At 66.3% G+C, this 12,616-nt stretch carries 8 protein-coding genes and 2 pseudogenes; 7 read left to right on the forward strand and 3 right to left on the reverse strand.

Translation table 11 applies throughout. The features are described 5' to 3' along the window. Positions 1-5 precede the first annotated feature (5 nt). From ACVWY5_RS38055 to ACVWY5_RS38080, 6 genes and pseudogenes are all read left to right on the forward strand, one after another. Positions 6-293: pseudogene (locus ACVWY5_RS38055) on the forward strand (GIY-YIG nuclease family protein). A 46-nt stretch (positions 294-339) separates the two neighbouring features. Continuing rightward, positions 340-1,476 carry a DNA replication/repair protein RecF gene (gene recF / locus ACVWY5_RS38060; protein ID WP_028335550.1) on the forward strand — a complete coding sequence of 379 codons (1,137 nt, stop codon included), beginning with the start codon at positions 340-342 and terminating at the stop codon, positions 1,474-1,476. 228 nt (positions 1,477-1,704) lie between these two features. Continuing rightward, on the forward strand, positions 1,705-4,140 hold the full coding sequence (gene gyrB / locus ACVWY5_RS38065; RefSeq protein ID WP_028335549.1) for a DNA topoisomerase (ATP-hydrolyzing) subunit B: 2,436 nt from the start codon (positions 1,705-1,707) through the stop codon (positions 4,138-4,140). A 165-nt stretch (positions 4,141-4,305) separates the two neighbouring features. Beyond that, positions 4,306-5,598, forward strand: a complete 1,293-nt coding sequence (gene murA / locus ACVWY5_RS38070) for a UDP-N-acetylglucosamine 1-carboxyvinyltransferase (RefSeq protein WP_028335548.1) — start codon at positions 4,306-4,308, stop codon at positions 5,596-5,598. 141 nt (positions 5,599-5,739) lie between these two features. Further along, positions 5,740-7,137 (forward strand): MATE family efflux transporter, encoded by a 1,398-nt coding sequence (locus tag ACVWY5_RS38075; protein WP_028335547.1) that lies wholly within the window; start codon positions 5,740-5,742, stop codon positions 7,135-7,137. Continuing rightward, positions 7,134-7,608: pseudogene (locus ACVWY5_RS38080) on the forward strand (DUF2867 domain-containing protein). Before ACVWY5_RS38075 ends, ACVWY5_RS38080 begins: the two are co-directional and overlap by 4 nt. A gap of 14 nt (positions 7,609-7,622) precedes the next feature. Here the strand turns inward: ACVWY5_RS38080 and ACVWY5_RS38085 are convergent. Beyond that, the gene (locus tag ACVWY5_RS38085) at positions 7,623-8,762 is read right to left on the reverse strand and encodes an FUSC family protein (protein WP_028335545.1); all 1,140 of its coding nucleotides are present in this window, start codon (positions 8,760-8,762) and stop codon (positions 7,623-7,625) included. 162 nt (positions 8,763-8,924) lie between these two features. Between ACVWY5_RS38085 and ACVWY5_RS38090 the strand changes: the two genes are divergently transcribed. After that, positions 8,925-10,295 carry an MmgE/PrpD family protein gene (locus ACVWY5_RS38090; protein WP_028335544.1) on the forward strand — a complete coding sequence of 457 codons (1,371 nt, stop codon included), beginning with the start codon at positions 8,925-8,927 and terminating at the stop codon, positions 10,293-10,295. Positions 10,296-10,566: 271 nt separating this feature from the next. Here the strand turns inward: ACVWY5_RS38090 and ACVWY5_RS38095 are convergent, their stop codons facing one another. Both ACVWY5_RS38095 and ACVWY5_RS38100 read right to left on the reverse strand, forming a co-directional pair. Continuing rightward, positions 10,567-10,857 (reverse strand): DUF1330 domain-containing protein, encoded by a 291-nt coding sequence (locus ACVWY5_RS38095; protein WP_028335543.1) that lies wholly within the window; start codon positions 10,855-10,857, stop codon positions 10,567-10,569. 129 nt (positions 10,858-10,986) lie between these two features. Beyond that, positions 10,987-12,414, reverse strand: coding sequence for a serine hydrolase domain-containing protein (locus ACVWY5_RS38100; RefSeq protein WP_028335542.1), 1,428 nt, complete (start codon positions 12,412-12,414; stop codon positions 10,987-10,989). Between the last annotated feature and the right edge of the window lie 202 nt (positions 12,415-12,616).

Raw genomic sequence — 12,616 nt, forward strand, 5'->3', positions numbered from 1 at the left:
AAGAGATGACCTATTGGGTGTACATTCTCGCGAGCAAGCCCGGTGGAACCCTTTACGTCGGTGTAACCAATAATCGGGGCCGGCGCGTCTACGAGCATCGCGAAGGTCTGGCCGAGGGCTTTACCAAGAAGTACGGCATCAAGACGCTCGTCTATTTTGAGGCACACGAGACGATTGCCGTCGCACTTCAGCGCGAGAAGAATATCAAGCACTAGTCGCGTGAGTGGAAGATCGATCTGATCGTTGCCGGCAATCCCGACTGGCGAGACTTATATGATGAAATTGTCCGCTGACGCGGACGATGGATTGCCGGGTCAAGGCTGGCAATGACAAGGTAATATGACCCCGTCCCGCATTCACCGCCTGTCGCTGACGCATTTCCGCAATTACCGGACGGCGACGCTGCAGGTCGCCGGCGACATGGTGGTGCTGGTCGGGCCGAACGGTGCCGGCAAGACCAATTGCATCGAAGCGGTCTCGTTTCTGTCGCCGGGCCGCGGCCTGCGCCGCGCGACGCTGGAGGACATCGCCGACAACCAGGGCGACGGCTCCTGGGCGGTCTCGGCCGAAGTCGAGGGCGCGCTCGGCCTTGCGACGCTCGGCACCGGTATCGATCCGCCGACCGGCGACGCCGGCAGCACGAGGCGCTGCCGCATCGACCGCGAACCGGTGGGGTCCGCGACCGCGTTCGGCGATCATCTGCGCATCGTGTGGCTGACGCCGGCGATGGACGGCCTGTTCATGGGCGCCGCGTCGGAACGGCGGCGCTTCTTCGATCGCCTGGTGCTGGCGATCGATTCCGAGCATTCCAGCCGCGTCTCGGCACTGGAGCGCTCGCTGCGCTCGCGCAACCGGCTGCTCGAGGTGCGCAACTATGACGACCATTGGTGTGACGCGATCGAGCGCGAGACCGCCGAGCTCGCGGTCGCGGTCGCCGCATCGCGGGGCCAGACCGCCGCCAAGCTCGCCGTGATGCTGCGCGAGCGCGGCGCGGCCTCGGCCTTCCCCTCCGCCGAGATCATGCTCGACGGCTGGATGGAGAACGCACTGCTGCAGGAGCCTGCAACGGCGGTGGAGGACCGCTACCGCGAGATCCTGCGTACCAGCCGGCCGCGCGATGCCGCCGCCGGGCGCACGCTCGACGGCCCGCATCTGACCGATCTGCAGGTGGTCTACGCGCCGAAGAACATGCCGGCGCGTGACGCCTCGACCGGCGAGCAGAAGGCGCTCTTGATCGGGCTGGTGCTGGCGCACGCTACGATGGTCGCGGAGATGACCGGCATCGTGCCGCTGCTGCTGCTCGACGAGGTCGTCGCCCATCTCGATCCGAACCGCCGCAAGGCGCTGTTCGACGAGCTCGCCAAGCTCGGCGCCCAGGTCTGGATGACCGGCGCCGATCCCGCGGCGTTCCTCGACATCGGCCCTCGGGGGGAGATTTTCGACGTCGAATCCGGCCGCGCCGCACGGCGCGGCTGAGGGTGCGGAATCTGCTCCGCGAGGGCCTCGAATCCGCCTTCGAATCGGGCTTTTCGAGACCGCCGAAATCGGCCCTTGAAAGCCTTGAAACAGGCCTAAAAAATCCTATTTATTCAATAGTTTGTAGATGGAGACTTTGCGCTAGGCGCAACCCCTCTTTCATGGCACAAATAGCGGAATCAGCGCCTCATATTGCGCAGCTGATTCGGATATCCTCGAAGGCCTCACATGACTGAACCTGCCCGGCAGACCCCTGCCGAATCTGAGCATCCCGTTCCGGCCGAATATGGTGCGGAATCGATCCGGGTGCTGAAGGGCCTCGACGCCGTCCGCAAGCGCCCCGGCATGTATATCGGCGACACCGACGACGGTTCCGGCCTGCACCACATGGTCTACGAGGTCGTCGACAACGCGATCGACGAGGCGCTGGCGGGCCATGCCAGCCGCGTCCTGGTCACCCTCAACGCCGACAATTCCGTCACCGTGTACGACGACGGACGCGGCATTCCGGTCGGCATCCACAAGGAAGAGGGCGTCTCGGCAGCCGAAGTCATCATGACCCAGCTGCACGCCGGCGGAAAATTCGACCAGAACTCCTACAAGGTTTCCGGCGGTCTGCACGGCGTCGGCGTCTCCGTTGTCAACGCGCTCTCCAGCAAGCTCGCGCTGCGGATCTGGCGCGACGACAAGGAACACTACATCGAATTCGCGCACGGCGATGCCGTGGCGCCGCTCAAGGTGGTCGGCGATGCCCCGGGCAAGCGCGGCACCGAGGTCACCTTCCTCGCCTCGGTCGAGACCTTCAAGAACATCGAATATGATTTCGCGACGCTGGAGCACCGGCTGCGCGAGCTCGCCTTCCTCAATTCCGGCGTCAACATCGTGCTCTCGGACATGCGTCACGCGGTCGAGAAGCGCGAGGAGATGCACTATTCCGGCGGTGTCGAGGAATTCGTCAAATATCTCGACCGCAACAAGAAGGCGATCGTGCCGGCACCGATCATGGTGCGTTCGGAAGCCAACGGCATCGGCGTCGAGGCGGCGCTGTGGTGGAACGACAGCTACCACGAGAACGTGCTGTGCTTCACCAACAACATCCCGCAGCGCGACGGCGGCACCCATCTGGCCGGCTTCCGCGGCGCGCTGACGCGCCAGGTCAACGGCTATGCCGATGCCAATGCGAAGAAGGAAAAGGTCGCGCTGACCGGCGACGATTGCCGCGAAGGCCTCACCGCGGTGCTGTCGGTGAAGGTGCCCGATCCGAAATTCTCGTCGCAGACCAAGGACAAGCTGGTGTCCTCGGAGGTTCGGCCGGTGGTCGAGAACGTCCTGAACGAGGCGCTCGCCGCCTGGTTCGAGGAGAATCCGAAGGAAGCCAAGGAAATCGTCGGCAAGGTCATCCAGGCCGCCGCGGCCCGCGAGGCTGCGCGCAAGGCGCGCGAGCTGACCCGCAAGAATCCGCTCAGCGTCTCCTCGCTGCCCGGCAAGCTCGCCGACTGCCAGGAGAAGGACCCGGCTAAATCCGAACTGTTCATCGTCGAGGGCGACTCGGCAGGCGGCAGCGCCAAGCAGGGCCGCAACCGCGAATTCCAGGCGGTGCTGCCGCTGCGCGGCAAGATCCTGAACGTCGAGCGCGTCCGTCCCGACAAGATGCTGTCCTCCGAGCAGATCGGCACGCTGATCACCGCGCTCGGCACCGGTATCAGCGACGATTTCTCGGTCGACAAGCTGCGCTATCACAAGATCATCGTGATGACCGACGCCGACGTCGACGGCGCCCATATCCGCACGCTGCTGCTGACCTTCTTCTATCGTCAGATGCGCTCGATCATCGACGGCGGCTACCTCTATATCGCCCAGCCGCCGCTCTATAAGGTCTCGCGCGGCAAGTCCGAGCAATACCTGAAGGACGAGCGCGCCCTCGAGGACTATCTGATCTCGACCGGACTCGACGAATGCGTCTTCAAGCCGGCCTCCGGCGACGACCGCTCGGGCCGTGATCTGCTGTCGCTGGTCGAAGACGCCCGGGTCATCCGCTCGGTACTGCGCAACCTGCACAGCCGCTACAATCGCGCGGTCATCGAGCAGGCCGCGATCGCGGGCGTGCTGAGCCCGAGGATCACCGCCGAGATCGCCACCGCCAACTCGGCGGCGGAATACATCGCCAAGCGGCTGGACGCCGTGGCCGAAGAGGTCGAGCGCGGCTGGATCGGCACCTTCACGGAAGGCCATGGCTTCCAGTTCGAGCGCACCGTGCGCGGCGTCAAGGAAGTGGCGGTGATCGACGACGCTTTCCTCGGCTCGGCCGATGCTCGCAAGCTCGATGAATACGCGACCAAGCTGCAGGAGATCTATGTGCGGGCGGGCAAACTGCGGCGCAAGGATACCGAGCAGATCATCCACGGTCCGGTCGACCTGTTCGAAGCCGTGACCGATGCCGCTCGCAAGGGCATTTCGCTGCAGCGCTACAAAGGTCTCGGCGAGATGAATCCGGAGCAGCTCTGGGAGACCACGCTGGACAAGGACGCGCGCTCGCTGCTCCAAGTGAAGGTCAAGGAGGTCGACGAGGCCGACGATATCTTCACCAAGCTGATGGGCGACGTGGTCGAGCCGCGCCGCGAGTTCATCCAGGACAATTCGCTCAGCGCCACCATCGACATCTAGGGTTCTGCGCACGGCGAGGCGGGCGGGCGCTTTTCGGCGCGGTGGCGGCGCTACCTTTCGTGTGGAAGCTGCGCCGGGAGTTGTGTTACGGTGCCGGACGGCCATTGATTCCGTTGTGGAATTTCCAATGGCCAAGTCTGAATGATGCGTTAGGGGACATTCCGCGTGCCGCCGATCCAATACATCGTCGAAGGCGGCCGCCGCCTTTCGGGCACCATCGAGCCGTCGGGCAACAAGAACTCCGCGCTGCCGATCATCGCCGCGGCACTTCTCACCGAGCACCCGGTCACGCTGACCAACGTGCCACGTATCCGCGACACCGAAACGCTGGTCGAATTGTGCCGCTCGGTCGGCGCCACCGCCGAATGGACCGAACGCAACACGCTGCAGATTCATGCCAAGGAGATCCGCGCCGCCGATCTCGATCCGGCGCTGTGCGCGCGCATCCGCGCCTCGATCCTGCTCGCAGGTCCGCTGCTCGCCCGCTGCGGCGAGGTCGCGCTGCCGCCGCCCGGCGGCGACGTGATCGGCCGCCGCCGGCTCGACACACACTTCCTGGCCTTCGAGCAACTCGGCGCCACGGTCACCGCGACGCATCGGCTCGAATTCCGCGCCTCGCGCCTGAAGGGCGCCGACGTGTTCCTCGACGAGCCCAGCGTCACCGCGACCGAGAACGCGCTGGTCGCAGCCGTCGCCGCCCGCGGCACCACCTATCTGCGCAACGCGGCCTCCGAGCCGCATGTGCAGGACCTCGCCAATTTCCTGATCGCGCTCGGCGCCAAGATCGAAGGCGTCGGCACCAACACCATCATCGTGCACGGGCCGGCAACGCTCGGCAGCACGACTTTCGCGATCCAGCCCGACCATATCGAGGTCGGATCGCTGATCGGGCTTGCCGCGGTGACCCGCTCGCCGCTGCGCATCGCGCGCGCCGGCGTCGAGCATCTGCGCTCGATCCGGATGGGCTTTGAGCGGCTCGGCATCGTCTGCGGCGTCGAGGGCGACGACCTCGTCGTACCGTCCGGCCAGACCATGAAGATCCAGGACGATTTCGGCGGCCATGTGCCGAAGCTCGAGGACCAGCCCTGGCCGGCCTTCCCGGCCGACCTGATGTCGATCGCGATCGTCACCGCCACGCAGTGCGACGGCGTCATCCTGATGCACGAGAAGATGTTCGAATCCCGGATGTTCTTCGTCGACAACCTGATCGCGATGGGCGGCCGCATCGTGCTGTGCGACCCGCACCGCGCGATCGTCGCCGGCCCCAGCCGGCTGCGCGGCGCGCCGATGAACTCACCCGACATCCGGGCCGGTATGGCGATGCTGCTGGCCGCGGTATGTGCCGAGGGCACCTCCACCATCAACAACGCCGACCAGATCGAGCGCGGCTATGAGCGGATCGATGAGCGGCTCAACGCCCTCGGCGCCAAGATCAAGCGGATACCCGCGCGATCGTGATCCGGGCACGATCCGGAAAAGTGTAAAGCGGTCCTCCGGTCTCAATCGACAATCTGGGGCGCGACGACCTCTGCGTGAGATCGTCGCGTTTGCGCAACTTGGCCATCCTTCCGGCCGGTTTGCCGTGCTAAGCGTGCCGTCATGACCTGCATCGACAAGATCGACCCGGCCGCGCCGAACGCGGCCGTTGTCGTCCCTCGCAACCTGCTCACGGCCGAGCTCGCGGAAACGCTGAAGCTCGCGGTGCCGCTCGCGCTGACCCAGCTCGGGCAGATCGCGATGATGACGACCGATCTCGCCTTCATCGGCCGGCTCGGCAGCGAAAACGTCGCCGCAGCGGCGCTGGCGCACACCGTGTATTTCGTCAGCTTCACCATCGGCATGGGCATGATGTCGGCGGTCTCCCCCCTGGCCGCGCAGGCGTTCGGCGCGCGCAACCCACGCGTGATGCGGCGCGCGCTCCGCGTCGGCCTGTGGGCCGGCTTTTTCATGGTGCTGCCGCTGATGGCGCTGCCGTTCCAGGGCGAGCGCATCCTCATCGCGCTCGGCCAGACCCAGGCCACCGCGCATCTAGCGCAGCAATATCTGTTCGGTCTCGCCTGGGGCATCCTGCCGGCGCTGTGGTTCATCGCACTCCGCGGCTTCATGAGCGCGGTGAACCGGCCGGAGCCGGTGCTGTGGATCACGCTCGCGGCGATCCCGGCCAATGCGCTGATGGTCTACCTGTTGCTGTACGGCAAATGGGGCATGCCCGAACTCGGCATGTTCGGCGCCGGGCTTGCGACCACGATCGTCAATCTCGGCACCTTCCTTGCCGGCGTGTGGTTCGCGGCGCGCCGCCGTCCGTTCCGCAAGTACCATGTCTTCAGCCGGCTCTGGCGCATCGACTGGCCGCTGATGGGCAAGCTGGTCGCCGTCGGCGCGCCGATCTCGATCGCCTTCCTCCTGGAGTACGGCCTGTTCGGTGCGGCCGGCCTTTTGATGGGGCTGATCAGCACCACGGCGCTGGCCGCGCACCAGATCGCGCTGCAGATCGCGGCGATCCTGTTCATGGTGCCGTTCGGCGTCAGCATGGCCGCTACCGTGCGGGTCGGTCAGGCCGTCGGCCGCCGCGATACCGACGCGGTGCAGCGCGCCGGCTTTGTCGCGATCGCACTCTCTGGGATATTCATGAGCATCATGACGCTCGCGGTGATCCTGGCGCGCTTCGAGATCGCGGCGCTGTTCCTCGGCGAGGCCTCCGACACCACCGCGCAGCTCACCGCGGCGCTGCTGTTGATCGGCGCGACCTTCTTCATCGCCGACGGCATCCAGACCACGACCGCGGGCGCGCTGCGCGGCATGAACGACACCCAGGTGCCGCTGCTGTTCGCCGTCATCAGCTACTGGCTGATCGGCTTCGCGTCGGCCTCGGCGCTCGCCTTCTGGGCCAAGCTCGACGCCGCCGGTGTCTGGATCGGGCTATCGCTCGGGACGGCGGTCTATGCGACCCTCCTTGTCTTGCGTTTCCGCCTGCTGGCACGCAGACTGGGCAAATGAGGGTCGACGAGGTCACGCCGAACGTGGATTCCGCCGCGCTGCTCGCCGGCGCGCAGTTCATCGACGCGTTCCGCATCGCGACTGCGCGCCCCGACCTCGATGCGCGGCACGCCGCCGAGGCGATGGTGGCGCGGCAGCCGCGCTGGATCGAATGGCTGCTTGCCCTGCGTAATTTCATCGTCGCGCCGCTTGGCTTGAAAACCTCGGGCGCAGCCGACGGCGCGGCGCGCGACATGATCGGGATCTTTCCGGTGGTCAGCGAGACGCCGGAGCGACTGGTGGCGGGGTTCAACGACAAGCATCTCGACTTCCGGCTCGTCGTCGACGTCGCCTCCGCGGGGAGCTGTGCGCAGCATCACCGCGACCACGCTGGTGCACACCCACAACTGGTTCGGACGCGCCTATCTCGCAGTGATCCTGCCGTTCCACCGCCTGATCGTACCCGCGATGCTGCGCAAGGCCGGAGGCTGAACAGAGCTCTGGTCTCAAGCCGCGCTCTTCTCCGGCGTGTCGGCGACGATCTTCTCGGAGGCGTCGGCGTTGGTGCACCAATTGCCGTGGCAGCGCTTGAGGTCGTTGAGATTCTGCCGCATCTGATCGAGCGAGAAGCCGAGCGCGTAGAAGCGCTCGGCGGCATCGACCGGCAGGCCGCGGATCAGGCCATCCCGGCGGACCGCGGCGACCTCCTCGCTATAGGCGTGCAGCGCCGCATCGACCGGCGCCATGTCGGCCGGGCCGCTGCCGGCGCGCAACGCGGTCGCGACCGCCACCATGTAAGTCACGATCGCCTTGCTGACGTCGGCCAATGGCCGCGCCAGCCTCGCCTGGATATCGGCCGGCAGCGGCACCACGCAGGCCCGCCCGATCATCACGACGTCGTGCCGCAGCCGCTGGATGGTCCGCAGCAACGGGCCGGTGTCTGGCCCCGATGACAGATGCATCGAGCGCTCGCGCTCGGCCTCGAGACCGGTCGCGTGCAGATTGGTCACCGCGGTGCCGATGCCGTCCTGGATCCGGTGCAGCGCGTCGTTGTCGAGGCCGCGGGTCAGGCCGGCGAGCAATTCGGCGAACGCCGCCGACAGCAGCTCCAGCAGCTTCGATCCATTGACCCTGATCTGGCTGACCGCGCGCGACGGCAGCACCAGGAACGAGATCAGAAGCCCCGTGAGCGCGCCGACCGTCACCTCGAGGACGCGGTCGATCGCGGAGTCCAGCGGGTTGGAGTGATGCATCGTCGGCAGCAGCAGCACGATCACCGCCGTCACCGTCGCAGAGTTCAGGCTCGGATTGAGCGCGGCGATGAAGGCCAGCGGCACAATCGCCAGCACCAGCAGCGCCAGCAGGCTGCCCTCGCCGGAATGCGGGATCAGAACCGCGATCGCGCCGCCATAGACGGCGCCGCCGATGGTACCGAGCATGTAATCGCGGCTGGCCTTCAGCGAGCGGCCGACGCTCATCTGGGTCACGATCAGCGAGGTCAGCACCGCCCAGAGCGGCAGCATCAGGTTGAGCGCCAGCGCGATGGTATAGGCCGCCACGCCGGCGGACGCGATCCGGACCGCCAGCGCCAGCTGCGTCTTGCGGGTCCAGAGCTGGTCGAACATGCGTTTTGCGAAGGTCCTCATGCACCGTGATCCGCAATCAAAGGAAAGGCCCGTGTTACATGACTTGAAGCTAAACCGACCTGGACGTCAGGACTTGGAGCATGGCAGCTGCCCGCGGCGGCAAGGTGGCTTGAAAGGCCTGACCTGCCCGCCTACCCTGCGCCGCAAAATTGAGGAAACACGATGGCCCACGAAACCGCAACGCTCGCCGCCTATGTCGCCGACCTGAAATATTCCGACATTCCGCCGGAGGTGCTGGAGCGCGCCAAGGTTTTGACGCTGGATTTCCTCGGCAGCACCATCCGCGCCCGGCGCGACGCGGAATCGACGCCGTCGCTGATGAAGATGCTGGAGGCGCTGGCGCTCGACGGCAAGGGCGAGGCCACCGTGTTCGGCGATACCAAGACCTGGACCCCGGCAGTCGCCGCGCTGCTCAACGGCGCGCTCGGCCATTCGCTCGATTTCGACGACACCCACGCCGATTCATCGCTGCATCCGAGCGCACCCGTGGTGCCCGCCGCGTTCGCGGTCGGCGAGATGGTCGGCGCCTCCGGCCGCGACGTGCTGACCGCAATCGTCGCCGGCTATGAGGTGTGCTGCCGGCTCGGCAACGCGCTCGACCCGACCTCGCATTACGCCCGCGGCTTCCACCCGACCGCGACCGCCGGCACCTATGGCGCCGCCGCGGCGGCAGCCAAGCTGTTCGGCTTGTCGAAGGAGCAGATCGTCTCCGCTTTCGGCGTCTCCGGCAGCCAGGCCGCGGGCTCGCTGCAATTCCTGGTCAACGGCGCCTGGAACAAGCGCTACCAGGTCGGCGCCGCCGCGATGAACGGCGTGATCGCCGCGACGCTCGCGCGCAACGACTTCATCGGCTCGAGCGAGGCGGTCGAGGGCAAGCACGGCCTTTTGGTCGGCTACAGCGACGATGCGCATCCGGACAAGGCGGTGGCCGGGCTCGGCAGCACCTATGAGACGCTGAAGATCGGCGTGAAGCCGTATCCGAGCTGCCGCTACACCCACGCCGCGATCGACGCGCTGATCGCGATGCGGCGCGAGCACAATCTGACGCCGGACCAGATCAGGAAGGTCGAGATCGGCCTGCACCGCAACGGCATCACGCTGACCGGCGACGCCGCCACCAAGCGCCACCCGACCTCGGTGGTCGGCGGCCAGTTCTCGATGTTCTTCACCGGCGCGATCGCGCTCGACCAGGGCCATTTCGGCTGGGACGATTACGACCGGCTGGGCGATGCGGCCATCGACGCGCTCGCCGACAAGTTCGACGTGGTGCAGGACGACCGCCTCGAGGTCGGCCGCACCCACCCGTTCGGCGCCCGCGTCTCGATCACCACAGATGACGGCACCCATGAGCGCCTCTATGCCGATCCCTCCGGCGAGCCGACCTCGTTCCCCGACGCAAAGGCGATGCAGCAGAAGTTCCTGACGCTGGCCCGCCCGGTGCTCGACAAGCGCGCCGACCAACTCGCCGACGCCATCCTGACGCTGGAGCGCTTCGATCGCGTGGAGAAGGCGACGCAGCTGGGGCGGCAGTAAGCAGGCGGTCGAGGCGGCTCACGTCGCGAGCTGCAACTACTGCTGTCGTCCCGGCGAAGGCCGGGACCCATACTCCGCGGCTTCTGTTGTGAATGGGACTCGTCGTTCCACCATCGCGCAACCAGCAGCAATGGTGGTTATGGGTCCCGGCCTGCGCCGGGACGACGATGAGGATGGGTCGCAATTCAAGATGTCAAAGAGCGCGGCGTCATCACCCGCGCGGCGAAATGGATTCCGGGCTCATGCTTCGCATGCCCGGAATGCAGCTCACCTACTCCGCTCCGTCGATGATCACGAAATCCCCCTCTGAATATTTCTGTCGGATCGCCTTCGCCGCCTGATATTCAGGGCAGGTGTAACATTCCATCGCGGTGGCGCGGTCCCTGAATTCGATGACAAAGTTGCGCTGGCGCGTTGCGCCTTCCATCACCTCATAGGGGCCATTGCGCACGATGAAGTTGGCGCCGTATCTGGCGAATACCGGCATCGCGGCGGCGAGATATTCGGGATAGCGGGCTTCATCGTGAACCGTGACGTGCACGATCCAGTAGGCTTTCGGCATGATGGTCTCCGGCTGATGCGTGCTTTATGAAACTATGGCGCACCTCCTCACGAGATGCGCCACCGCATCAGAAAATTCCGAAGGCCGAGATTCAATTCACGATCGCGCGGGTGTTGTGTGACGTGCCGGTCAATTGCCGCCCGCGAGCCGCGGGCTTGCAGACGTCACGGTGACGACGTCACGGACCAGATCGAACACGCCGTCGGCCTCGGGCGGCATGTTCGGCGAGCGGCCGAGGCGCACAATGACGAGCCGCTGCGACGGCACGATAATCACGTATTGCCCGATCGTACCCTTGGCGAAGAAGGCGTCGCGCGGCCAGCCGTGCTCGACACGGTAGTGGGCGCCAAAGCTGTCGCCGAGATTGGTCCAGAAGCCGGCGCCATAGCCGACCCAGGCATTCGGCGTCGGCGATGCCGAATACTTCACCCAGCCCTCGGGCAGGATGCGCTTGCCGCCGGCCACGCCGTCGTTGAGATAGAGCTGACCCAAGCGCGCCCAGTCGCGCGCGCTCGCCATCATCGCGCCCGATCCTTCCGGCGTGCCCGCAGCGTCGAACTGCATCACGACATTGCGCATGCCGAGCGGTCCGAACAGCTCCTCACGCGCAAAGCGCATCACATCAGCCGCATGCCCGCCGGCGGCGTTGCGGACCAGGTGCGAGAGGATCAGGTAGTTGCCGTCGTGATAGTTCCAGACCCGGCCGGGCGCGCTCTCCAGCGGAGCGCTCTCGGCGAAGGCGGCCATATCCGATTCCATGTACTTCATGCGGTTGACCGGCTCGAGCACGGATGCCAGCGACGCCTGCAGCGAGCTGCCGAGCGCGAGGCCCGCGGTGTGGCGCAGCAGCTCGTCGACCGTAATCGCGTGGCGCGGATCGTCGGAATTCCGCCAGGCCGCGATCGGGACCGGCTGGTCGCGCGTCAGCCTGCCTTCGCGGACCAGGATTCCGATCAGGGCCGAGATCGCCGACTTGCTCATGGAGAAGCCGAGCAGCGGCGTGTCGATGCCGATGCCGTCGGCGTAACGCTCGGCGACGATGCGACCGTCCTTCATCACGACGACAGCGCGGGTGTGGCGGAATGGCGCCTCCGCGGGCTCGGCAAAGGTGCGGTCGAGCGCGGCCGCAAGCTGCGGGGTCTGCGGCGGGACGAGCTCCGGACCCGCGATCTCGGGCAGCAGCGCGGCCTGTGGCTTCTCCGGCGGAAGCGCGGTATCGCCCAGCGTCTCGCCATGGTCGAGCGTGCAGCCCATGCCCTCGCGATAGACCGCATGGCTGCGGCCGAGCCCGAACAGCGTCACGGTGACGTCCCTGCGGTCGAGGTCGACCTCGATGTCCATCGCCCAGGTGATCAGGCCGGCCCCCGGCATCGCATCGGTGGTCTCGGTCAGGTTTTGCCTGGGGTCGAGCCCGCTGACGAAGGTCTCCGAGCAGATGACGTTGGCCACAAAGCCGGTCGCGACCTCAGGCACATCGCGGGCGCGGGCGGCGGACAGTGCCAGCGCACCGAAGGCGGTGCTGGCGGCGAGAATGAGAAAGAGCTTTCGACGGGTCACGGGATCCTCCGGCATGGCGCGATAGGTGCGTGGCCGGATCAGGCCGCAGGGGACGGAAGAACGCTTGCCGGATTTGGAAGTCGGGCTAGCCGAGGATTGGAGGCGACTGGTCGATTCTGGAATTGTGACGTGATTACAATGACTTTGGCAGCGGGCTCGCTTCGCCGCTCCCGCTTGCGGGGGGAGGTCGGATCGCATCGAA

Source organism: Bradyrhizobium sp. USDA 3256 (assembly GCF_054058275.1).